Here is a 24,956-nt window from a genome sequence, read left to right as displayed (position 1 = left end):
CAAATCAATAATATAGCGCCCGTCTTCACGACAACCCCAAACAGTGCGTCCGTAGCTCAGTTGGTTAGAGCGCTGCCTTGACATGGCAGAGGTCGGTAGTTCGAGTCTACTCGGACGCACCACTCCTTAAATTTAACAACTTTTATTTTTATACCGTCTGATCCGCTCAAGTTGCTCTATTCGTAAGTTTCGCACATAGTTAATCTGCATCGTCAGTACACTTACCTGTAGCGAGGAGCTTCATGAGCCAATATAAAGCAATTAAACTAGTCAAACGTCCTCAACCTGGTCCTGTCTCCAAGGATATTTTCGAGATCGTTGAACTCGATCGTCCCAGCGTCGACGACGGTCAAATACTGATTAAACAAACCCACATGTCATTGGATCCCGCCATGTTTGGCTGGATGAGCCCAGACAAAGAAAGTTATATTCCACCGGTTGAACTCGGCTCTGTGATGCGCAGTTCAGGTGTCGGTGAAGTCGTTGCAAGTAAACACCCTGATTTTGCCGAAGGCGACCGTGTCATGGGAATGATGGGCTGGCAGGAGTATGCGCTCAGCGATGGTCAAGGAATTAATAAAGTGCAAACAGATGCGCCCGATGAAATGGTGCTTTCGGTGTTTGCTCTTCCCGGCCTTACCGCGACACAAGGTCTATTAAACGTGGGGAAACCCAAACAAGGTGAAACGTTGGTAGTCACAGGCGCAGCCGGTTCCGTCGGCTCGATTGTCGGTCAAATGGCTAAAGCCGATGGCCTCTCGGTTATTGGCGTAGTCGGTTCAGACGAAAAAGCAGAGTGGATTGTTAACGAACTTGGGTTTGACGGCGCAGTCAACTACAAGACTGATGATATTCCCGCCAAGTTAGCTGAATTAACCCCTAATGGCATTGACCTCTATTTTGAGAATACCGGCGGTCCGATTCAACATGCGGTCATGGGACGTATGAATGCACATGGACGCATTGTTGTCTGTGGCATGATTGCGGATTACGATAAAGAGCAACCAAGCCCTGGACCGAGCTGGATTCCAATCATTAAGAAGCGACTGACAATTAAGGGCTTCACGATGCCTGACCATTTTGATCAAATCCCGACCTTACTGAAACAATTAACGCCTTACGTGACAAATGGCGATATCAAATATCGGGCTCACGTGCTTGAAGGCTTAGAGTCTGCGATTGAAGGACTTAACATGTTTCTAAGTGGTGAGAACCAGGGTAAATTACTGGTCAAACTATAATAGTTCAGCCGCTTGCGTCTTCATCGCAGGCGGCTGTACAACCGACTACTCGTCAAAAAAAATGTCTTCAATAGAGCATTGGAATACCTTGGCAATTTTAAATGCCAGCGGTAAACTCGGGTCAAACTTACCTGTTTCAATCGCGTTGATTGTTTGACGCGAAACCGACAGTGCTTGCGCAAGATCATTCTGAGTCCAGTTTCTCTCAGCCCTTAACACTTTGAGTCGGTTTTTCATTGGTATTTCCTCATCCCTAATAAAAGCGCAACAATATAAGTGACGCCGAGTACCATCATCAAGTGTGAAATCTCAAAATCAAAGCCTAACAAGCTATTTTGCGTTAGAGATGTCGCCGCAAGGCCTAAAACAACACTAATGCCAAGTGCTAAACTCATGGCCTCGAGTTGAACTTTTCGTTGTAGCTCGTCTTGATGGTCTAAGTGACGTTTGTTCGCCCATATCATGGCAGCGCCCATAATAATATTTACCACCGTAGCCAAATAGGTCATTGTCGCGCTTTCCCACCATTGTGGTCCAAAGCTCGACAACGCCAGTGTCAGTACCCATAACCCTGTCCAAACCGCCAGTAACTTATTCGATCGGCACTGCTGTTGCTGCCATTCGTTACGTTCAGTCATTTTTGTTCTCCATTCAGTAAAGTAAACAAAACACGTCATAATGTAAAATACACTTTACCATAGTAGACACACAAAAAATAAAGTCAAGTTTATTTGACATGCGAATCAATTATTGTGGATGAGTCTCTCAGCGCGCCAACTCAACTCGGTTTCGACCGTTTCGCTTTCCTTTGTAAAGCATCTCATCAGCGCGCTGAATGAGCAGATCCAAGCTGCGCTCATTGCTTTTCATTGCGATACCGACGGTGATACTGACCGAAACTTGGTTGAGCGGGGGTGGTAACTCGATTGCGTTGATATTGGAAGTTAATCGCTTAGCTAACTTGACCGCCTCTTTATGGTGCGTGTTCGGCATCGCCACGATAAACTCTTCACCACCAAAACGACCAACCACATCGACACGTCGAAGCGTTTGACGAATGGTTTTAGCAACCTGCTTAAGTACCTCATCACCCCGCGTATGACCCCAAGTATCGTTAATTTGTTTGAAGTGGTCGACGTCTATCATGAATAGGCAGAAAGCTGAGTTTTCACGCGCCGCTTGATCTAATAAAGCTTCAGCACGTTTAATGAAATGACTACGCGTATCAAGCTCGGTTAAGGTATCCCGTTCGGCTAATCTTCTTAACTGTGCTTCGAGAGACTTTCGGTGTTCTACTTCTTGTTGCAAGGCTAAATTCTGGTCGCGCTCTTCATTTAATAAAGAAAACTGCTTACGTTGGAGTATTTCAAGTCTTAACAACGCGCAATAACCGACAATATTAGCCATGATAAGAAGAAGAACGAGACGCGAGGCAGTAGGTACGGAGACGTCGGCATAAGCTACTGAAGCTACTATGAATCCAACACTGAGAAATCCACTCGCCCAACTGGCAATGGTTAATAGACTTGGAATGAGTAAATAGAATGCCATGATGGCGACAACAACCGCCGTAATTTGAGTATAAAGGCTTTCGGGCCTTAATGGGACAATCGAGATAATACCCGCAGCAAGAACCCATAACGGCAAGGCATGTAGAAGTGGTTTTCGAGAAAAGCTACCGACCCGCCCAATAATCAGCGCCAAAATGACGCACGTTGAAACCACTATAACCCGCATCGAGATTAATATGTAAAATTCAGTTGAGTCACCAAGCAAGTTGTAATCTGTGATAGCAAACATCGCAAATATAAAAGAGACAAGTACCAACGCTAATCGAGATTCACGTCTAACTCTTAGCTGAATAGACTCTCGGTAACTTAGTTCCTGCTGTATCTCTTTAAACTGCCCTGTTAGCCAATGTATGTCGCTTTGTTTTTGTTTTAATGACAAACGGGAAAATCCTATAAATGAGTTATTACGATAAGCACTCTAATCGTAAACTAAAGCTAAATGCTTAACAAATGAATCAGGTTTAACTTAAAGAGAAATGCGACACGGTTCAAATAGACATTAACGATCCCACGACCATGACCGCTTATATGGCCCAATTCATGGGGACGTTGGTATTACCTCTATTGCAATTTGCGCTCCCGGCGCTTCTCGTTATAGCCAGTATCGTTTCATTGATAAAATCTTTATCGAACCAACAACGCTATGAACGTGTTACCCAATCGTCCGAGCCTGCCGTATTGAAAACCTTTGATTGGGAACACTTTGAGCAACTCGTTGGCGAATTTTTTAGCCGCGAAGGCTATCACGTGAAGTCGACGCCAGCGGGTCCGGATGGTGGAATTGATTTAAGGATTGAACGAAACGGTCAGTTATATTTGGTGCAGTGTAAGCAGTGGAAATATCGTAAAGTGCCTGTTTCAGTCGTACGAGAACTGTTTGGTGTTGTCATCGCAGAGGGTGCCGCAGGTGGATTTATCGTAACTTCTGGCGAGCTGACTCATGACGCATACGTATTCGCAGAAAGTAAACCCATACATATTATCGATGGAGAAACCTTCCATCGATTTGTGCGACAACGCGAAAAAGCCGCTGTTCGGTTTCCCCCCAGCCCTAACACACGTGCAACTACACAGGTTTGCCCTAAGTGTGAAGGGCCGATGGTGAGACGCACAGCTCGTCGTGGACCTAATAGAGGCGAATCTTTTTGGGGCTGCAAACGGTTTCCAAAATGTAATGGCACGCGCCCATAGCTGGGTTAGTCGCGCATGATGCGCGACCTACGCAACATGGGTGTCATAGTAATTAAGTAAAAGGGATATTGCATCATCTAGCGGTGAGTTACTTTTTAAGATGTCAGCACTGTCGAGTAGCAAACGCATCATCACTTGGTTATCCTCTTCCTCTCGCCACATCTTAATGTAACTGCCCTCTTTATAACCCCGTTGTTGACGCACATGATTCAGCGCATTTTTTCCTACGTAACTGATATAAACGGCTTCCGCACTGCCGTAGGCTTGATACAGCATGCTAAATAGTTGCGTTAAGGATTCATTACCAAAACACAACGGGCGGTTTAGGTCTGGGCGTCCTTCTAACGCGGTATGACGCAACAACCATCGGGCATCACGCGCCTCATCGGCACGGGCACGAATGCTCGCTTCAGCGAGCTTAAGTGCGGCGGTCTCAACAGGACTGGCACTGCCATCTTCAACCAAAATTTCGATAACGTCAGACACAGCGAAGTGCAGCACATCGATCAACTCCATATTAGCTTGGGCGTGGTCAACTGTTTGCTTTTTCCACCACTTGTAGCCGAGGTGTTCATAGCGTTCACCGAGCTCCACAATGACAGCCGCGAAATCATCACGCGTCAGTTTTGGTGCCATCGGCCAGTGTGCATCGAGACCCTGATTAAATTGAGTCTGTAGCGTAGCAATTTGTTGGGCTTGTTTGACCGTTAATTGAGTATCGGTGGGCATGAATGCGTCCTTGGTTGACTAATAGGGCAAAATCATAGCGTATAGTAGCGGCTCGTAGGATGCCCGTGCAATAGGAAGGGTCAATAGATGTGGGTTATCTGGAATACAGATAACCCAGTTGCAATATTACTTCGGTATGATCCATGAACCACCCACGCAACTTACGTTAGGTAACGCGAGGTAGTCTTGATAGTTGCTTTCGTTGATACCGCCTGTAGGGCAAAAGCGAATATCAGGGAAAGGGCCATGAATCGATTTCAATAATTTTACGCCACCAACGGCTTCAGCTGGAAACAACTTGAAACGATCATAACCATATTCGATCCCCATCATTAATTCGGATACTGTTGCAATGCCGGGAATCAATGGAATATCAGCGGCCTTGCCAGCCTCTAATAATGTCGACGTGGCACCTGGGCTTATCGCAAATTGTGCACCTGCCGTTTGCACTTGAGTAAGCTGAGTGGTGTTAGTGACTGTACCCGCGCCAACAATAGCATCGGGTAGCTCGCGGCGCATTTCCTCAATCGCGTGCAACGCAGCGGGCGTCCTTAAGGTTACTTCCAGCACTTTAAAGCCTTGCTTACAAAGTGTTCTCCCGAGCGGCACAGCCTGTTGAATGTCATCAATGACAATGACTGGAATAACGCTTGACGCATTAAGAATATCGTTAGCAGAATAGTTCATCAGGGGCCTCAATCGATATCAGCTGTCGCTGGTGCTTTACGCAATGTTTGTTTTAAGTACTGTGCCACGCCGCGCATGCCCGCATGTTCGGCAGTGATCACATAACAGGGGATTGACTCGGCTAAATTACAGAAACGACCTTTTTGCTCAAATCGTGTTCTAAATTCGGAGGCGGCCATTAATGGCAGTAATTTGGGTACCACGCCTCCTGCAATATACACACCGCCGCGAGTGTTAAGCGTGAGCGCAAGGTTGCCTGCAAAACTACCCAGGCTGGCAAAAAACTGATTGACCGTCTCTGTCGCTATCGCATCGCAGTTTGTCAAAGCGCGCGCTCCAATCGTCTTTGCTCGCAACGGCGGTACTGCTCTGTCGTGGTAGTGGGCGATGGCTTGATAAAGGTTTTCAATACCGGGACCGGAAAGGAGCCGCTCTGCTGAGACCCGACCATCAAAGCGACGTGCCAGAAATTCGTGAATCGCCCATTCTTTCTCATTAAGTGGCGCCCAATCGGCATGACCGCCCTCGCCCGGCAACGGCATTACATCGCCGTTAGGCATGTGCACCAAGTGTCCCACACCGAGACCGGTACCTGCGCCAAGTACGGCACAGGGAGCGGTTTCGACCTTTTTACCACCACCGATTTTCTTCGTTTCGCTTTTATCAAGCGTCAATAAGCTCATCGCAGCGGCCGCAAAATCGTTCAATACGATGAAGCTAGTTAAGCCTAGCGCTTCACGCGTACCGCGCACGGAAAATTGCCAGTGGTGGTTAGTCATTTGAATCGAGTCACCCTCTGCTGGACAAGCAATGGCAATCGCTACGTGCTCTAACGCAACGTCTTGCTGATCGCGATAAGCAATCAAAGCATCGGTAAGATTTAAATAGTCCGCACAAGGAAACACTTGTATGCGATCGAGTTCAAAGGTTTTTAAGTTGATACGACCGAAACGCGCATTGGTACCACCAATATCTGCGACCACGGCAAATTCCGTGCTTAGGTCGAGTTGTGAGTCGTTTACCATTTACTGATCTTCCCTAAAGAGCACGGATGCGCCTGACTCAGCGCCACTCAAATTATCTCGAAAGTTGCCAAACAACTCGCGTCCCATGCCAAATTGATATTCTGATAAATCAGGCGCGACTATATCACGCGCATGCAATTCATTCTCGTCAACAAGCACCTCTAAGCGGGCATTTTCAAAATCGACGCTGACTAGGTCACCATCCTTGATCTTCGCGATCACGCCCCCATCGACCGCTTCAGGCGTTACGTGGATAGCCGCAGGCACTGTCCCTGATGCGCCTGACATGCGCCCATCCGTGACTAAAGCCACATGGTAACCGCGCTTTTGTAGAACACTCAGTGATGGCGTTAGCTTGTGTAATTCGGGCATGCCATTCGCTTTGGGACCTTGATAACGCACAACGACTACACAATCTTTGTTTAGCTTGTCCGCTTTAAACGCATCGACCAGCTCATGCTGACTGGTGAACACCACCGCGGGTGCAGTGATCGGTTTGATGCCCTCTGGTAGAGAGGATGTTTTGATGACCGCACGCCCCAAGTTACCAGACAGGACCTCTAAGCCTCCATGCTTATTGAATGCTTGGGTGTGCGGTCGTAAAACGTCTTCGTCGAGCGATTCTTCAGCAATATCGACCCACGTCAGTTGCCCCTCTTCGGTGAGCGTTGGGCGCTGCTGATATTTGTCGAGTCCGTGGCCGACAACTGTCTCAACGTCGTTATGTAATAAACCTGCTCGCAATAGTTCGCGAATTAAGAACGGCATACCGCCGGCGCGTTGAAAGTGATTAATATCCGCTTGTCCGTTTGGATATATTCGGGTCAATAACGGCGTAACGGAGGATAATTCAGCAAAATCATTCCAATCGACTTGATAACCCGCTGCTTTCGCTACCGCTACAAGGTGCATGGTGTGGTTAGTCGAGCCCCCGGTTGCCAACAGACCAATGATACCGTTTACAATAGTCTTAGCCGTCACAATCTCACCAATAGGACGGTAATCTGCTCCTAGATCGGTTATACGTGTGACGTGCTGCGCAGCGGCACGAGTCAATTGCTCACGCAGTTCACTGCCAGGATTCACGAACGAAGCGCCGGGCAGGTGCAACCCCATCATCTCAATCACCAACTGATTAGAGTTGGCGGTGCCATAAAACGTACACGTTCCCGCCGAGTGATAAGATGCAGATTCAGCGTCAAGCAACTGTTCCTTATCAACTTTACCTTCCGCATAAAGCTCGCGGATACGCGCCTTTTCTTTATTGGAAATACCCGACGGCATGGGACCTGCAGGTACGAAAATAAATGGCATATGACCAAAGCTTAATGCAGCGATCAAAAGACCGGGTACGATTTTATCGCAAATGCCAAGCATCAAGCCGCCATCAAACATGTTGTGTGACAAACTTACTGCGGTTGCCATGGCAATGACATCGCGACTGAGCAGGCTCAACTCCATACCCGGTTGTCCTTGTGTAACCCCGTCACACATAGCGGGCACACCACCGGCTACTTGTGCGACGCTGCCAACATCACGAATCGCCTTTTTTAGCTTTTCCGGATAATCATGGTAAGGCTGGTGAGCTGATAACATATCGTTATACGCTGTCACGATACCAATATTGGCTTTCGTCAAGCTGCGTAATTCACTTTTATCTGACTGCCCACAAGCGGCGAAACCATGCGCTAGATTACCGCATGACAATGCACTACGGTGTGGACCTTGACGACGTGCGTGTTTCATACGTTCCAGATATGCGTGGCGTGTTGTTTCGCTGCGCGCTTCAATACGCTGCGTTACACGTTCTACTATCGGATTCATAAGCACCTCTTACGCGGCTGAATAGTAAACATTGATGGGCGTTGTTTCTGCATGAACAAAATCACTAATCGGGTATTTTTTCGGATCAGGCTGCTCGAGCGCTGTTTGCAATACGGACCATTTATCATCGCCAGTAATATGAAAAAATACATTATGACTGTTCAGCAAACGCTGTTTAGTCAAGCTCAGTCGCGTATAAGGTGCCGTCGTTGGCTCTGTCGCGATAAGCGCCTGTGGCCGAGTTAGCCCAGCTTCAAGTTGCTGACAACATGGAAACAGTGATGCGGTATGGCCATCGTTGCCCATACCCAACACCACCACATCAAATTTCGGTAAATTCGCGACTCTGGTTTCTAAGGCATTAGCAGCATTTTCGGCATGTTCATGACCTGTAAAAAGACTGACGTACTTAGCAGCAGCCGCTTTATTCTTCAATAAGCAAGTTTTTATCAGCTTATCGTTGCTGTCGTCTGAATCGGGTAACACCCAGCGTTCATCAGCTAACAAAATAGTCACCTTTGACCAATCGAGTGGCTTTTGATTTAGCTCAGCAAACAAGGGCTTAGGAGTGCGTCCGCCGGATACGACAAGCGTCGCTGCGCCTTTTTGTTCGATGGCGCACGCAAGAATTTCTGCGATACGATCGCTTAATGAACTCGATAATGCTTGGTTACTATCAAAAGTATTCACGTTGATTCCCTCTATTTTATTCATCCCACTGTCTTCCGTCATGCGCCAATAAAGAAACGGCGGAAACAGGTCCCCAGGTGCCTGCGTGATAAGGTTTTGGTGGTTGTTCGTTTTGTTCCCATGCCGCGAGAATGCCGTCGACCCAGCGCCACGCATACTCGACCTCGTCACGGTGCACAAATAAGTATTGGTTACCCTGCATTGCCTCGAGCATGAGCCGCTCATAGGCATCGGCAATACGCTTTTTCTCAAACGTCTCATCAAAACTTAAGTCGAGTGTCGTCGCTTTAAGGTGCATCTGTTTACCCAATCCCGGAATTTTATTAAGCATCTGAACTTCAACGCCTTCATCCGGTTGTAGGCGAATAACGAGTTTGTTGGGTTGTAAGTCAGCGGTTGTATCGCTGAAAATATTGTGTGGCTGTTTCTTAAATGTAATGACGACCTCGCTGCGCTTTTCTGGCATTCGTTTGCCCGTGCGCAAATAGAATGGAACGCCTGACCAACGCCAGTTATCAATGTTGACTTTGAGGGCAACAAAGGTTTCTGTATCGCTGTTCTCGCGAGCGCCCTCTTCCTGCAAATAACCCGGCACTTTCGCCTCACCGATAAAGCCACCTTGATACTGACCTCGTACCGAAACATCTTTGCAGTTCGACGTATCAATCGGTCGTAAAGCTTTCAACACCTTTAACTTCTCTTCACGAATGCTCTCTGCATCAAGTCGCGAAGGCGGTTCCATGGCTATCAATGAAAGTACTTGTAATAGATGGTTTTGCACCATATCACGCAACTGACCTGCGTCGTCGTAATAGCTCCAGCGCCCTTCAACACCCACTTTTTCCGCAGCTGTTATCTGAATATGGTCAATTGCAGAGTTATCCCAGTTTGACGCAAAAAGAGCGTTGGCAAAGCGCAATGCCAACAGGTTTAATACAGTTTCTTTACCGAGGTAATGGTCGATTCGATAAATTTGGCTCTCTTGAAAATATTGCGCTACCGCTTGGTTAATCGTTTGTGACGAAGCTAAATTGTGGCCGATAGGTTTTTCTAAAATAACCCGAGTACTTGGTTTTATCAGAGATTGACCGCTCAATCCCGCGCAAATTGTCGCGTATAAGCTCGGTGGCGTGGCGAGGTAGAACACGCAATCGACGTCCTTAGCAACCGCCACTTTCAGCGTTTCGTAGGCTTCATCTTGCGAAAAATCCATTTCAACATAATGAAAGCGCTTACAAAATCGCTTCAACACGTCGTCAACTAACTCATCACTAGACACAAACGTTTGCAGTGTTTCCTTAACGCGCTCTTCAAACTGACTGGCACTTAATTCCTCTCTGGCGACACCAATAATTTTGCTCTCTTGATGCAATAACCCACTGCGATCTAATTGAAAAAGCGCAGGAATTAATTTGCGCCGTGACAGGTCACCCAGCACCCCGAATAACACTAAATCACTGCGTTGCAAACTGTCTGTCATGCATGCCTCGATTAATTTTAGTTGCTTGTTTTTGTAACTTTACTACATTTAGACTAGTGTAAAGGCGACAAGTTTGTCAATATAACAAATATTTTCGTAACTAAATTACATAATGAGTCGTAAAACATATGGATTTGATTAACCGTATCTCGTCAGAGCAGAGTCAATTCAGTAAATCTGAACGTAAAGTAGCTGCATTGATTTTGCATGAGCCCGAGCAGGCCATTCACCGAAGCATTGCCAGTTTGGCGGCTCTGGCGGAGGTCAGTGAACCGACCGTCAATCGGTTTTGTCGTCGCTTGGGCTGTAAGGGCTATCCTGACTTTAAGTTGCAGCTAGCACAAAGCCTCGCACAGGGTACGCCATTCGTGAACCGAGATATCGAAGAAAACGATAATGTTGATCAAATCACACAAAAGATTTTTGACTCGACATTAAATGCGTTGAGTATTGCCCGCCAGTCGCTAGATAGCCGCCCTATTGCTGCCACCGTTGAAGCCATGGTGAGTGCTCGAAAAATCGCATTTTTTGGTTTCGGTGCGTCCGCCTCTGTGGCCCACGACGCACAGAATAAATTTGCCCGATTTGATACACCATCGGTGTTTTCAGATGACCCGCTGGTCCAACGTATGTGGGCTATTAATAGTGAGCCAAATGACGTCCTTGTTTGCATTAGTCATACAGGTCGCACCAAGGCGCTCTGCGAAATAGCAGCCATTGCACACGACAATAAGGCAACGGTCATTGGTATAACGGCACCGAATAGCCCGCTATCCGAAAACTGTCAATTTACCGTCTCGACAAACGTGCCCGAAGATACCGACCAATATATGCCAATGGCCTCTCGTATTGCTCAGCTAGTACTGATCGACGCAATTATTGCCGGTTACACATTGCAACGAGGACCAAAATTTAGAGAAAAGCTCGCGCGTGTAAAAGAGGGTCTCAAGGGCTCCCGTTACAGCAAACAAACCACAACAAAATAATAGTTAGGAGTAGTTATGCCCATTCGTATAGCAATTAATGGTTTTGGACGAATCGGAAAAAACATTGTACGCGCTCTTTATGAACGAGGTCTGACTGACCATATCGAGCTCGTCGCGATTAATGACCTTGGCTCACCCGATGTACTTGCACATCTGCTTCAATTTGACACGGTGCACGGTCGATTTGCTGCGCAAGTCGAAGCTGGCACCGATAGCTTGTCGATAGATAACCACACTGTAAGTGTTTACGCTGAGCGTGACCCAAGCCAGCTACCCTGGCAGGCGCTAAACATTGATGTTGTACTCGAATGTACAGGCTTATTCACGGAACGCGATAAAGCCAAAGCACACATTGATGCAGGCGCAAAAAAAGTAATTATCTCTGCACCAGGCAAAAACGTTGATGCGACCGTCGTGTTCGGTGTTAATGATGAAATACTAACAGCAGACATGGATATTATTTCGAACGCCTCATGCACAACTAACTGTTTGGCACCGGTGGCGAAAGTATTGCACGAATCACTGGGTATTGAGTCCGGTTTGATGACCACCGTGCATGCATACACTAACGATCAGCGCTTAACTGACTCCTATCACAGTGACTTACAACGTGCCCGAGCGGCTGCACAAAACATGATTCCATCAAAAACAGGCGCTGCTGCGGCTGTCGGACTCGTCATCCCAGCATTACAAGGTCGGTTTGATGGTTTGGCTGTGCGTGTCCCTACTCCCAATGTTTCTCTGGTCGATCTAAATTTTATCGCTGCACGTGACACAACCGTCAAAGAAGTAAACGCCATCATAAAGGAGGCTGCTAGCCAAGCTCCGCTGAACCAAGTATTGGCGATCAACGAGTTACCCTTGGTGTCCTCTGATTACAACCATAATGATCATTCGAGTATTTTTGATGCACGTCAAACTCGCGTTAATGGACGTTTAGTTAAAGTCATGGCGTGGTACGACAATGAATGGGGCTTTAGTAATCGTATGCTTGATAATACAATAGCCTTGATGGGTGCGGCGTCCAAAAAGGTTGTCACAAATTCTACACAAGAAGTTAATACCACACATTGACGTTGTTAATTTTTTGTTCTAGTTTGTGAAAGCGCTTACATTTTCAACGCAGCCGTACAACAAGAACGATGAATCAGGAATTCAATTATGAACCCGATAACAACAAAAATACGCCCTATTGCCGCAGCGCTCGTAGCGCTCGGCCTCGTAGGGTGTGGTGGTGACAGTGTCGAAACCAACACTAATTACACCCAAATTGATACCACTGCTCCCGTTGAGGACTGGGAACTTGTATGGAGTGACGAGTTCAGCGGTGACAGTATTGACGAACGTAAATGGAACTTTGAAGTCAACTGCCAAGGTGGCGGCAACAACGAGCAACAGTGCTACACCGACAGTCCTGACAACGCGTACGTCTCCGATGACACTTTAAAAATTGTTGCTTTACCTGCTGAAGAAGGTGCTGAAAAGCCCTACACGTCAGCACGCTTGAACAGCAAAATGAAAGGTGACTTTAAGTACGGCCGTATCGAAGTGCGCGCGAAAATGCCTTCTGGTCAAGGCAGTTGGCCGGCGGTCTGGATGATGCCGACGGATTCAGTCTATGGTACTTGGCCGAAATCTGGCGAAATTGATATTGTCGAAGCCGTTAACCTCAAAACGACCGACGAAGAAGGTAACGTTGAGAACAATGTCCATGGTACCCTTCACTACGGTAGCGAATGGCCTGATAACGATTCATCTGGTAAGTCCTACGCTGTAGAGGGTAATCCTGCGGACGAATTCCACACTTATGCTATCGAATGGCAACAGGGTGAAATTCGTTGGTACGTAGACGACTACCTGTATGCAACCCAAATGGAATCAACCGTTCGCTATAACAGCAAAGGCGAAGCCATTGGTCTAAACCACCAAGGTTGGTATACCGAGTTTTACAACCAAAGTACCGGTGAGCTTGAAGTTGCCTACGGTCCTGAACCTTTCGACCAGCGCTTCTACCTCATCATGAACCTGGCAGTTGGCGGTGATTGGCCTGAAAACGTTAATAACTTGGGTATTGATGAAAGCGCTTTCGCAGAAGGTCAGACGTTGGAAGTCGACTATGTTCGCGTTTTCCAATGCTCACAAAACCCGGATACGGGTAAAGGTTGTGAAACCGTCCGTGCAGGTTACAAAGACGAAGAAACGTTAGTCACGGGCAAGGCCCCTATTCCAGTCCCTCCGAGTACAACTATCCCTGACACACTGACCATTTTTGACGGCACGCCTAATCCAGCATGGCCTGCGTGGGATTGTTGTGGAGGCTCAACACCCGAGTTGGTTAGTGATGCCGATAAAGGTGATGTGTACAAGTTTGTGGTCAACGAAACACCGACTGTAAATGGCTTTGTAAGTCGCGAAGCATTCATTGAAGACGAAACCGTTTCTCCACAACCTTACGACGCAACGCAGATTATTGAGTCGGGTTACTTTACGTTTGACTTAAAAGTGGTTACCCCGCCGAGCAATGGCAGTGCAGAATGGCTATTTAAAGTTGAAAGTAACGACGCCCAAACAGCGGGACAAGTCCCATTAACAGCAAGTGAAGAAGGGGTTGCGCCCACCGTGGGCGAATGGCAAACCTATACCTTTCCAATCCAAACGCTGGTTGACGCAGGCTTAGAGCCTACCGCAATTGATGTGTTAATGATCTTCCCGACATGGGATATGGGTAATGGTGCGGAATATCTCGTTACTAACGCTGAGATCGTATCGCCTGAAGCAGCGTCGCCTGAATTGGTTTTATTCGGTGACAGCGAAAACCCTGACTGGCCCATGTGGGACTGTTGTGGCGGCACAACGCCCGTTGTTGTCACTGATGAAGAGCGTGGCAATGTCGCGGAATTTTCTGTCGGCGCTGAACCCGCAGTATTGGGCTTTAAGCCACCCGAAGACTCAGGCATCAAGTTTGATGCGAGCGCTCTAATGGTCGAAGGCGTGGTTCAGTTCGATTTAAAGGTCGTCGAGTCACCGTCTAATCCTGACGCTGTTTGGAAATTCAAAATTGAATCCAACAACGCTGAGTCAGCGCTTGAACTTGATCTCACTGCGGGCAGCGGCGGTGCAGAGCCGGTCGTGGGTGAATGGCAAACCTATACCTTTAGTTTGCAGGAAATCGCCAATCAAGACTTTGACCTCTCTGCAATCGACGTTGTCATGATGTACCCTGCTTGGGGTACAGGTGAAGGCGCCGTCTACCGTGTGGATGAGGCACGCATTTATAATCCTAGTGCTGGGCAAGAAGGCTTGGCGATATTCGAAGAGTCGTTGAATGAAGACTGGAATCTGTTTGATTGCTGTGCGGGTTCAACACCCGGAGTCGTCGATAGTGGCGATGATCATGGACAAGTCACTGAGTTTGTCATTCAAGGCAACCCTGAGACAGTACTTGGCTTCCAAGCTAAGGACGAGGTCTCATTTGACGCTTCAGCGATGTTAGCTAACGGTGCAATCAGTTTTGATATGCGAGTTTTGAGTCAGCCGGAAGGCGCTGACGCACAGTGGTTATTTAAAGTTGAATCGAGCGATAGCAGTATATTTGTGGAAGTGCCTCTGGCCAGCGGTAACTATGGCGAGGAGCCAGTTGCAGGCGAATGGGCAACATATAACTTCACCCTACAATCACTGTTTGATGCAGGTTTAGACATCAGCGATATCAAAACCATTATGATTTTCCCGACCTGGGGTCAGTCGCTCGGTGCTGAGTATCAAGTCGATAACTTAGTCATCGATAACTTCTAAGCGGTACGACAAACAGAAATGGATAGAACAATGAAAAAACCAATGACGTTTAGCATAAGTCCTGTTGCGACGGCAGTGTCACTCGTACTGACCGCGGGTCTGGCGTTTCCTGTGTACGCGCAAGATCAAGGACAAGATAACGAAGAAAAAGCCAAAGAAGAGTCCATTGAAGTCATTAATGTCAGTGGTATTCGCGGTAGTTTAGCGCGCTCAACTGACTTTAAACGTCAGTCGAGTGGCGTTGTCGATGCAATTTCAGCGGAAGAAATGGGTAAATTCCCTGATACCAACTTGGCAGAATCACTACAGCGCATCACCGGTGTATCGGTGAGCCGCAATGATGGCGAGGGTAGCCAAATCACGGTACGTGGTTTTGGTCCAGAATTTAACTTAATTACGTTAAATAACCGCCAAATGCCAGGCACAGGTTTTACTCGCTCATATAGTTTAGAGGCGCTTTCCTCTGAGGGTGTAACAGCTCTAGAGGTGTATAAGACAGCTCGAGCAGACACGCCGAGTGGCGGTTTAGGTGCAACAGTAAATATTGTTACCACTCGTCCGTTCCAACACTCCGGGCAGAAATTCGTGGTGATGGGTAAAGCACTGCACGATAGTTCAGTCGAAAAAGGCGATAGCGTGACGCCAGAACTGGCTGCGGTATACAGTAATACGTTTGCCGACGATATGTTTGGTGTGTCAGTCTCGGTATCTCAACAACGCCGCGATTTTCGCCAACAGTATGCCAATATTCAAGGTTGGCAGGCCAATGTAGGCCTACCGGACCTTGACGAGGGGGACTATGTTGACCCCCGTCCGATGGGTGAAGATGGTGAGCGTATTGGCAACCACTTTTTCCCAAAAGATATGAACTACGGCTTCACCGACGTTCAAAACGAACGCACCAATGGCCAAGTAACATTTCAATTTGCGCCCACTGACACCATGGTGCTCACCGCTGATTACACGGGTTCGCGCCGAACCTCGGGTCGTGTCGGGTTTGGCTGGGGTATTTGGAACGAATTTGGTGGCAACATCAATTCGTATATCTTAGATGAGAACGGTACAGCTGTTTATGCCGATATCGCGGGTAATGACGCGTCATTTACCGCAAACTGGGATACCACTGAAATAGAAGCGGACTCCGTCGGTTTAAATCTAACATGGGACATCACACCCGACTTTCGACTTTGGGTCGATGCACATGACTCAAGTAACAGCATCGACAACGGTGCGGACCCGGGTCTCGGTTCAAATGGTCAAATCATTATGGGTTCTGACCAGTTACAAACCAAAATCTACGACTATCGTAACGGAGAAATCCCTCAAGCAAGCGTACTTTGGAACAATGGGACTTCGGTACTAGCGCCAAACGAAATTGGCTCTAACTTTGGTCAATTCATTCACTCCCCAGGTGAGTCAAACGTAAAACAGTATCAGGTTGAAGGTACTTGGTATAACTCTGTGCTGGATATCCCTCTGGTTTCTGTGAAAGCGGGTATTTCACGTACCGACCAAGATATGGGTGGTTACGAAGCATGGAGTGGTTTACGCGGTGGACCCGGCTTCAGCCCGAGCTTCGCCGAAATATTCCCTGACGGCATGTTCGAGTACCATGATACCAGTGGCTTTTTAGACGAATTTGAAGGCGGTGGTTCTGATTTAGCACAGAACTACTATTACACCTACGATTATAACGAAGCCCTGGCGCGCCATGTCGCTTATCTAACCGAAGATCTTATGGGTGCCGATGAATTCGTCGCTGATGCGTATTATGATGGTATCGATAGCCAAAGTTACGTGCGCGAACAAACCGACGCTATCTTCCTACAATCAGAGTGGGAATTCATGATAGGTTCGTTCTTAACTGAGCTCAATGTTGGTGTTCGCTACGAGACCACTGACGTTACTAGTACGGTACGTCAACGAGTTGAGCAGCAAGTCAATTGGGTGAGCGCGTCAGAGTGGATCATGCAATACGAGCAAGGTGATGCAACCTTCTTAACGCAAACCGGCGAACACGATGTGTTCTTGCCGATGCTCGACTTAAAGGTTAACTTCACCGATCAACTGATTGGTCGCTTCTCGACGGGTAAAACCATCTCTCGTGCTCCGTTAGGCGCATTGGCAGGCGGTCGTAGCTTATCAGCGAGTCCGAAACCTGGCGCACGCACAGGTAGCTCAGGTAACCCTAACCTGTTGCCATTTGAGTCAACCAACCTCGACTTAGCCATTGAATATTATTATGGCGAAGGTAGCTATGCATCGGTTGGTTACTTTAAAAAAGATGTTGATAACTTTGTTCAAACAACCATCACCGAAACGACCGTAGAAGGTTTGCGTGACATCTTTGAGGGACCTCGCTATCAGCAAGCTGTCGCTGATGTTGAAGCGCGCGGTGAGCAAGCCACCAGTACGGCAATCTTTGAGCAAATGATAGCCAACGGTTACGGTAATGCGGATGGTGCTATTGAACCAAATGCAGATGACCCTTTAATTGTTTGGAGCATTAGCCGCCCAAGCAACACCGATAGTAAGAGCGTAGACGGCTTTGAAATTGCAGCTCAGCACCTCTTTGGTCGGTCGGGTTTTGGTTTAGCTGCCAACGCAACATTCGTCGATGGCGATGTGCGTTTTGACGTCAACAGCTTGGAGCAACAAGCACCGCTTACAGGCTTGAGTGACTCAGCTAACTTCCAAGCATTTTACGAGAAAGATGGTTGGTCTGTCCGCGCTACATACGCGTGGCGTGATAGTTATCTAATTGGTGTTGGTCAGGCACAGGGCTCTTCAGATGCGCCACCACAGTTCGCTAAGTCTTATGGACAGTGGGACTTAAGTGTTAACTATGACGTAACTGAAAAGCTAACGGTATTCTTTGAAGGTATTAACCTGAACAACGAAACCGAAGAAGGTTACGGACGCTACGAAGAGCAGTTCCTGTTCGCACGTCAATACGGTCCACGTTACGCAGTCGGTGCACGTTACACCTTCTAAGTTTGCGTAACTCAGTTGCTTGTTGTCTTCCCTGGACCAACAAGCAACACTCATTAAAAAGGCCAGCTAAGTTATTAGCTGGCCTTTCTTTTACACAGAGTCAGTAAGCTGTGTCACTTAGTCATCTTCACCCAACGGACAAAGCGCCTCACCGTTAATCCCATCGGCCACCTGCAAGCGTACATCGCGAATGCTCACAGACGTGCTTGCTGAGCTGCCTAAACGCACCACTTCACCGGTGCTCGCGGTGGTAACACCCGCTTGTTCTAAGCATTGAACAGATACGTCTAACGTCGTCCATTGCTCTGCTGAGTCATCATTTAAATAGCCGTCAATAGCTTGGCTAAATTCACAGCTGTCGGCGCCACAGTTAAGTGACAAAGTTAACGGCTGATTCGGATCGGCTTTAACGGTTAGACTCAACACACCACCGTCTACACTATACGCGCGCAGATCACGTGGGAAAGGGCTAACAAAACTAAAATAACCTGTGCCGTCCCCTGTGAAAGTGAAGCGTCGCGCATCCTCTTGCACTTGATCATCAAAGGTTTCAGTTTGCACGCCGCTCAGTGACTGAATGCTGCTGGTCACTTCGCTTCGCTCATCACGGTTACCTATCATTAAACGCCACGGCGCTTGCGGCGCGCGATCAAAGATAGCCATTTCTAACGGCACATCGCTGCCCGCGAAATCCGTGTTTAATGTGTCAATGGTTACATTGTCATCAAAGCTCAAGCCATAACCTAGTTTAAACAATGGGTCGTAGCCTACCTCGTCACCGTTGAGTCGACCTTGAGTCGGCGCTTTAGGCCATGAGAACGGGAGTTGCCCTGTAATCGGGTAACGCACCTGCCCATTTTCATCGGTCACCAATACATCAGCTACACCCCCACCTTCGCTACCCGGTAGCCACGCAGCTACAAAAGCATCTGATGCATTCATTTCTGGGTTGACGTACATCGGACGACCACTGATAAACACTGAAACGACAGGGATACCTTTTTCTTTAAGCCGCTTTAGCAGCTCGAGATCAACCGCGTTGCCGCGTTGATAATCTACATTGTCAATGTCGCCATTACCTTCTGCGTAGGGTGTTTCACCATAAACGACCACTGCAATATCAGGTTTTTCTTGATATTCACCATTAATAGCAAGCTCTGTTTCGCCGCCAGCTTGTGTTACAGCCTCAGCGATACCATCATATATCGACGTACCACCAGGGAAGTCTTCATTTGAGTTACCTGTACCTTGCCAACTAATGGTCCAGCCACCCGACTGTTGACCGATATTGTCAGCTGCAGGACCAGCCACTAATACACGCTGATTCGGTTTGATTGGCAACACATTATTATTGTTTTTCAGCAGTACCAAAGACTCACGTACCGCTTGACGTGCAATTGCGCGGTGTTCTTCAGCACCGATGAGTTCGGTTTTACCCGATAATGGACGGTTAGCAGGTGACGGTTTATCAAATAGTCCTGCTCGCATTTTGACACGTAAAATACGGCGCACTGCATCATCGATACGGGACTCAGCAATGGTGCCATCTTTCACCTGTGCAATAAGATTTTCGTACAAAGGCTTCCACGCCTGAGTAGGCACCATATAGACATCAAGACCTGCATTTGCAGCTTGTGGGCAGTTATCATTCGTGCAACCTTCAATTTGTCCATGACCGTTCCAGTCACCGACGACAAATCCGTCAAAGCCCATCTTCTCTTTAAGCACATCCGTCAGCAGGTATTTACTGCCATGGATTTTTTCACCATTCCAACGATTAAAACTCGCCATTACGGTTTGCGCGCCAGCTTCGAGTCCACCCACATAACCTTGCGCATGAATATCAAATAACGTTTGTTCATCGACTTCGGTATTACCTTGGTCAATACCGTCTGTGGTTCCACCGTCACCAATAAAGTGTTTTACCGTACTAATAACGTTTTTCTCAGACAAAAAGTCGCCGTCTACATGACCTTGCAATCCGCGCACGATGGATGCTGAATAATCACGCACAACCGCAGGGTCCTCCGAGTAACTCTCATAGGTACGTCCCCAACGCACATCGCGTGCAACCGCAACAGTCGGAGCAAACACCCAGTCGATTCCTGTGACCATCACTTCGGTGGCCGTCACTTCAGCGATATCTTCTATAAGCGCTGGGTTGCGCGCTGCACCTAAACCAATATTGTGCGGAAATATGGTTGCACCTAACACGTTGTTATGACCGTGCACCGCATCAGTCCCCCACATCGTGGGGATATCAATACCATCGACGCTGTCATCGACTGAAGCCTGATACATCGCCTCAGCAAGCGCAATCCAATCTTGTGGCGTTGCATATTTATCGTTATTTGGGAACGCCCCACCACCATTCAAGTAACTACCGAAGCCATATCGGCGCATATCTTCGACAGTAATGTCACGGATTTCTGGCTGGATCATTTGCGCGACTTTTTGCTCCAGTGTCATTTCACCGAGCAGTTCGTCGATACGCTGCTCCATCGCCGATTTTTGCGCAACTGGAATGTCAAGTTGTGGCCATACTGAATCGTTTTCAGTGGGTGCCTGTGAATCGGTACTACAGGCCGAAAGAATGGCTGCCGGTAGCGCAGCCAATAGCCATTTTTTGTGTCTCATTATTCTGCAACCTCAGCTGTTTGCTTTGCTTTTTTAAAGGCTCGGGGTACGTGACCCGCGAAACCGTAATAGGCGATATAGGCGTAACACATCAACGGCACGACAAACGCGGCTTGCACGCCGATCATATCGGCTAAAGCGCCCTGACACAGCGGTAATACTGCACCGCCGACAATCGCCAAACAAAGAATGCCCGAGCCCTGCCCCGTGCTCTCTTTTAAACCTTGCAGTGCTAAACTGAAAATGGTTGGGAACATAATCGAATTGCATAAGCCGACAAACAAAATCGACCACATGGCTAATGTTCCTGAACTGAAGATTGTGGTCAGTATCAGCAACATGGCACAGACCGCATTAAATAACAGTACGCGGTTACCAGCGAAACGTTGCATAACGGCTGCACCAATAAAACGACCCACCATGGCGCCACCAAAATACCAAGAAATGTAGTGGGAAGCTTGTGAAGTCGACATACCACCGATGTTGTCTTGTGACAGGTAGATGGCAAGGAAACTACCGATACCAACTTCCGCACCAACGTAGACGAAGATACCTAACGCGCCCAAGACTAAGTGCTTTTGACCCCAAGCACCACCCTGCGTCGGTAACGGAGCTGCTTGGTCGACTTTACCCATTGCAGGTAGCTTTAAGCGAACAAACACCAAGGCCATAATGACGAGGGTCGCAGCAAGAATGAAATACGGCAATGAGACCGTGTCTTTCGAAACACCCGAAACTTCAGGATCTGCAACGCCACCAAAAATAAGCCATGTACCAAAAAACGGAGCAACGGTGGTACCAAGCGAGTTAAACGCCTGTGTCATTGTCAGACGGCTGGATGACGTTTTTTCGGGTCCTAAGCGTGTCACATAAGGGTTAGCGGCGACTTGGAGAATCGTCACACCCGACGCTAGAATAAATAACGCGCCCAGAAATAACCCGTACACTTCCATTTGAGCAGCTGGGTAAAACAATACACAGCCGGCACCCGCTGTCAGTAGACCGACAATAATTCCAGATTTATAGCCAATTTTACCGACCATTAAGCCGGCGGGCACCGAAATAATAAAGTAGGCACCGAAGAAACAGAACTGAATCAACATAGATTGAGCGTAGTTCAGATCGAATAGCAGGCGAAGGTATGGGATAAGAATATCGTTGAGGCAGGTAATAAAGCCCCAAATAAAAAACAGTGATGTAAGTGCGGTGAGTGCAAACCGATAATCGGTCGGCTGTCCACTCCCATGCAACGCTGAGGTTTGTGGAGTTGTCATAATTCCCTCTTGCTTTATTTTTGACGATAGCCATCGGACCATCTAATATTATGTAAGCGCTTTCATGTATAGCATAATTTAATTCAAAGGCAATTAAAACCTGCCCGACGAGCGAACTCTTATGAAAAAAATAACGCTTCCTAGTCAATCTGCTTTAAACCACGCCAATTTTACATTTGGTGTCGCGACCTCGTCGTATCAGATAGAGGGCGATCGTGCGGGTCGCGAGACCTGTATTTGGGACACTTTCTGTAATCAGCCCGATACCATAAAGGATGGCAGCAATGGCGATATCGCCTGCGACCACATCCACCGTTGGCAAGAGGATGTGGAACTCATTAGTGAATTGGGTGTTGATGCATACCGTTTTTCTATCGCTTGGGGACGTGTGATTAAAGCCAACGGCGACATCAACCGAAGTGGCTTAAATTTTTATATCAAGCTTGTCGACGCACTCTCTGAAAGAGGAATTCAATCCCACGTAACACTATACCATTGGGATCTACCGCAGTATTTGGAAGATCAAGGCGGATGGTTAAACCGCGAGACGGCCTATCGGTTTGCTGACTATGCCGCCGTTATTGCCGATGCGCTAGGTAGCAAAGTAGCCAGTATTGCAACGCTGAATGAACCTTTCTGCAGTGCATATTTAGGCTATGAGGCGGGTATTCACGCACCGGGGCCACAAGCTGATGCAGGTTCTCGTCGCAAACAGGGACGCCAAGCTGCACACCACCTACTTTTGGCACACGGTTTAGCGCTTCAAGCACTGCGCCAACATTTTGCACAGAGCAATGCACCACAGTTAGGGGTTGTACTTAACTTTAGTCCTTGTCACCCGCTGAACTCTAGCCCAGAGGATCTGGATGCTGCTGAATTTGCTCATCAATATCACAACTTATGGTATTTACAACCAATGCTCACGGGTCACTATCCGAGCGTGTATGAGCGGCTCCCTGTTGAAGACCGTCCCCAAATTGAGCCCGGTGATATGGCGCTTATTAATCAGTCACTTGATTTTCTGGGAGTGAACTACTACACCCGTACCGTGTTTAGAGCAAACCAACAACATGGTTTCAAAGATGTACCCGCAACAGGTGAAGGGCTTACCACCATGGGCTGGGAGGTCTACGCTAAAGGACTGACTGAAATTTTGCTGTCATTGGATAGCGAGTTCGATAACTTACCGCCGATTTTCATCACAGAAAACGGCATTGCGACAGCTGACGTCTGTGACAATAACGAAGTTAACGATGCCATGCGCGTCGATTACTTCCAGAGCCACCTACTCGCTGTTCATGATGCAATCCAACAAGGTGTCGACATTCGGGGCTATTTTGCCTGGAGTCTCATGGATAACTTTGAGTGGGCAGAAGGCTACACACAGCGCTTCGGAATTGTTTATGTAGACTATTCCACCCAACGTAGAACGCTTAAAAATAGTGCAAAAGCTTTACAGCAACTCCTCTTAGCTAGACAATCACGGCATCACGCTGTGGAGGATATATGCTAAGTCGCACCGAAAAAATAGCCTACGGCTTGGGTGACACCGCCAGTAACATCATTTTCCAAACGGTCATGTTGTTTCTGGCTTTTTTTTACACGGACATTTTTGGTATCTCCGCGGCTGCCGTGGGTACCATGTTTTTGGTAGTGCGGCTAATTGATGCGATCACCGATCCACTGATGGGGTTGCTGACTGACAAAACGCGCTCGCGCCACGGTCAGTTCCGCCCCTATTTAATCTGGATGGCCATCCCTTTTGCTGTTTTTAGTGTATTCGCATTCACCACGCCCGAATTCGATAGTAACGGCAAACTCATCTATGCCTACATCACGTATACGCTCCTGATGCTAGCATACACCGCCATCAACATCCCCTACTCAGCGCTGGGTGGTGTACTCACCGAAGACCCCTCAGAACGTGTTTCAGTGCAGTCGTATCGATTCGTGCTTGGTATGCTGGGAGGTTTACTGGTCACCACGTGCACTTTGCCACTCGTTGATTGGTTAGGTAGCGGTAGTCAGGTTGTTGGGTATCAATTGACAATCGCAGCACTAAGTGTGCTCGGAATGTTACTTTTTGTGCTCTGCTTCTGTGGAACTAAAGAACGAGTGAAACCTCCGAAGCAACAGCAACTTGCTTTACGCAAAGCACTAAAAACATTGTGGCAGAACGAACAGTGGCGAAGACTCTCCATCGCAGCCGCTTTGGTACTGACAGGCATCGCATTAAAAAACACCCTAGCCGTTTACTACGTAAAATATTATTTGTTGCGTGATGACCTCGTGACCGCCTTCGTAAGCACCGGTATGGTAGGTAATATAATCGGTTGTGCACTCGCTCAATATGTATGCCGATATATGGACAAAGTGCACGCCTATATTAGTATTCAGGTACTTGCGGCTGTCGTTTGTGTCGCTGCCTATTGGGTGGCTCCTGATCAGTTGATTGCCGCTTTTGTCATGTATTTTTGGTGGGGGTTATTCCTACAAATGGGTACACCCATGTTATGGGCAAAAATAGCAGACGTAGCGGATTACGGCTATTGGAAAACCGGCGTTCGGGCGACTGGCTTAGTTTATTCATCGGTGGTCTTCTTTATAAAGTTCGGACTAGCACTGGGTGGCGCTATCAGCGGTTGGTGGTTAGCCTTTTACGATTACGCCCCGAATCAAATTCAAAGTGTAGAAACACAACATGGTATTCAAATCGCCTTTACCATTTTGCCAGCATTTGCTTCATTGCTGGTAGCAGCAGTAATGCTACGCTACAGTTTGAAGCAAAAGCGCGTACAACAAATTTCAAAAGCCTTGGAGCAATACTCATAA

The 24,956-nt window shown here is 47.7% G+C and carries 19 protein-coding genes and 1 tRNA gene; 9 read left to right on the top strand and 11 right to left on the bottom strand.

The genetic code is table 11. The features are described 5' to 3' along the window. Positions 1-45 precede the first annotated feature (45 nt). Positions 46-122, top strand: a tRNA-Val gene (locus tag BFR57_RS03510). A 120-nt stretch (positions 123-242) separates the two neighbouring features. Then, positions 243-1,241: an NADP-dependent oxidoreductase gene (locus tag BFR57_RS03505; RefSeq protein ID WP_071462656.1), complete on the top strand. Its 999-nt coding sequence runs from the start codon at positions 243-245 to the stop codon at positions 1,239-1,241. Between the two features lie 45 nt (positions 1,242-1,286). On the opposite strand, the gene BFR57_RS03500 is transcribed toward BFR57_RS03505, so the two are convergent. The 3 genes from BFR57_RS03500 to BFR57_RS03490 all read right to left on the bottom strand — a co-directional run bounded on the left by BFR57_RS03500 (position 1,287) and on the right by BFR57_RS03490 (position 2,945). Next, the gene (locus BFR57_RS03500) at positions 1,287-1,478 is read right to left on the bottom strand and encodes a helix-turn-helix transcriptional regulator (protein ID WP_071462655.1); all 192 of its coding nucleotides are present in this window, start codon (positions 1,476-1,478) and stop codon (positions 1,287-1,289) included. Next, complete coding sequence (locus BFR57_RS03495; RefSeq protein ID WP_071462654.1) at positions 1,475-1,879, bottom strand: hypothetical protein; 405 nt, start codon at positions 1,877-1,879, stop codon at positions 1,475-1,477. Before BFR57_RS03495 ends, BFR57_RS03500 begins: the two co-directional genes overlap by 4 nt. 127 nt (positions 1,880-2,006) lie before the next feature. Next, positions 2,007-2,945 (bottom strand): GGDEF domain-containing protein, encoded by a 939-nt coding sequence (locus tag BFR57_RS03490; protein WP_253183601.1) that lies wholly within the window; start codon positions 2,943-2,945, stop codon positions 2,007-2,009. Between the two features lie 383 nt (positions 2,946-3,328). On the opposite strand from BFR57_RS03490, the gene BFR57_RS03485 reads away from it, so the two are divergent. Beyond that, a complete protein-coding gene (locus tag BFR57_RS03485) occupies positions 3,329-4,003 on the top strand; it encodes a restriction endonuclease (protein WP_071462652.1) in 675 nt (224 codons plus the stop codon). Positions 4,004-4,030: 27 nt separating this feature from the next. On the opposite strand, the gene BFR57_RS03480 is transcribed toward BFR57_RS03485, so the two are convergent. The 6 genes from BFR57_RS03480 to zwf form a co-directional block, all read right to left on the bottom strand. After that, the gene (locus BFR57_RS03480; RefSeq protein ID WP_071462651.1) at positions 4,031-4,732 is read right to left on the bottom strand and encodes a dUTPase; all 702 of its coding nucleotides are present in this window, start codon (positions 4,730-4,732) and stop codon (positions 4,031-4,033) included. Positions 4,733-4,858: 126 nt separating this feature from the next. After that, positions 4,859-5,419 (bottom strand): bifunctional 4-hydroxy-2-oxoglutarate aldolase/2-dehydro-3-deoxy-phosphogluconate aldolase, encoded by a 561-nt coding sequence (locus BFR57_RS03475; protein ID WP_071462650.1) that lies wholly within the window; start codon positions 5,417-5,419, stop codon positions 4,859-4,861. Between the two features lie 8 nt (positions 5,420-5,427). Continuing rightward, positions 5,428-6,444, bottom strand: a complete 1,017-nt coding sequence (glk, locus tag BFR57_RS03470) for a glucokinase (RefSeq protein ID WP_071462649.1) — start codon at positions 6,442-6,444, stop codon at positions 5,428-5,430. Continuing rightward, a complete protein-coding gene (gene edd / locus BFR57_RS03465; RefSeq protein ID WP_071462648.1) occupies positions 6,445-8,268 on the bottom strand; it encodes a phosphogluconate dehydratase in 1,824 nt (607 codons plus the stop codon). A gap of 9 nt (positions 8,269-8,277) precedes the next feature. Further along, a complete protein-coding gene (pgl, locus tag BFR57_RS03460; protein ID WP_216096862.1) occupies positions 8,278-8,958 on the bottom strand; it encodes a 6-phosphogluconolactonase in 681 nt (226 codons plus the stop codon). A 16-nt stretch (positions 8,959-8,974) separates the two neighbouring features. Next, entirely contained in the window at positions 8,975-10,438 is a 1,464-nt protein-coding gene (gene zwf / locus BFR57_RS03455) for a glucose-6-phosphate dehydrogenase (RefSeq protein WP_071462646.1), read from the bottom strand. A 128-nt stretch (positions 10,439-10,566) separates the two neighbouring features. On the opposite strand from zwf, the gene hexR reads away from it, so the two are divergent. From hexR to BFR57_RS03435, 4 genes are all read left to right on the top strand, one after another. Beyond that, positions 10,567-11,424 carry a transcriptional regulator HexR gene (gene hexR / locus BFR57_RS03450; protein WP_071462645.1) on the top strand — a complete coding sequence of 286 codons (858 nt, stop codon included), beginning with the start codon at positions 10,567-10,569 and terminating at the stop codon, positions 11,422-11,424. Positions 11,425-11,439: 15 nt separating this feature from the next. After that, positions 11,440-12,498: a type I glyceraldehyde-3-phosphate dehydrogenase gene (gene gap, locus BFR57_RS03445; RefSeq protein WP_071462644.1), complete on the top strand. Its 1,059-nt coding sequence runs from the start codon at positions 11,440-11,442 to the stop codon at positions 12,496-12,498. Between the two features lie 87 nt (positions 12,499-12,585). Then, a complete protein-coding gene (locus BFR57_RS03440) occupies positions 12,586-15,219 on the top strand; it encodes a glycoside hydrolase family 16 protein (RefSeq protein ID WP_071462643.1) in 2,634 nt (877 codons plus the stop codon). Between the two features lie 30 nt (positions 15,220-15,249). After that, positions 15,250-18,213, top strand: coding sequence for a TonB-dependent receptor (locus tag BFR57_RS03435; RefSeq protein WP_071462642.1), 2,964 nt, complete (start codon positions 15,250-15,252; stop codon positions 18,211-18,213). Between the two features lie 117 nt (positions 18,214-18,330). Here the strand turns inward: BFR57_RS03435 and BFR57_RS03430 are convergent, their stop codons facing one another. Both BFR57_RS03430 and BFR57_RS03425 read right to left on the bottom strand, forming a co-directional pair. After that, the gene (locus tag BFR57_RS03430; protein ID WP_071462641.1) at positions 18,331-20,850 is read right to left on the bottom strand and encodes an exo 1,3/1,4-beta-D-glucan glucohydrolase; all 2,520 of its coding nucleotides are present in this window, start codon (positions 20,848-20,850) and stop codon (positions 18,331-18,333) included. Continuing rightward, a complete protein-coding gene (locus BFR57_RS03425; protein ID WP_071462640.1) occupies positions 20,850-22,124 on the bottom strand; it encodes a sugar MFS transporter in 1,275 nt (424 codons plus the stop codon). Before BFR57_RS03425 ends, BFR57_RS03430 begins: the two co-directional genes overlap by 1 nt. 121 nt (positions 22,125-22,245) lie before the next feature. Here BFR57_RS03425 and BFR57_RS03420 point away from each other — a divergent pair, with 121 nt between their 5' ends. Continuing rightward, positions 22,246-23,637 (top strand): GH1 family beta-glucosidase, encoded by a 1,392-nt coding sequence (locus BFR57_RS03420; protein WP_071462639.1) that lies wholly within the window; start codon positions 22,246-22,248, stop codon positions 23,635-23,637. After that, on the top strand, positions 23,631-24,956 hold the full coding sequence (locus BFR57_RS03415) for a glycoside-pentoside-hexuronide (GPH):cation symporter (RefSeq protein ID WP_071462638.1): 1,326 nt from the start codon (positions 23,631-23,633) through the stop codon (positions 24,954-24,956). The genes BFR57_RS03420 and BFR57_RS03415 overlap by 7 nt, the downstream gene beginning before the upstream one ends.

Origin of the sequence: Idiomarina sp. MD25a, from assembly GCF_001870515.1 — a bacterium.
Taxonomy (GTDB): domain Bacteria; phylum Pseudomonadota; class Gammaproteobacteria; order Enterobacterales; family Alteromonadaceae; genus Idiomarina.
The sequence above is the reverse complement of the archived record's forward strand: the minus strand, read 5'-3'. Positions and strand labels throughout refer to the sequence as shown.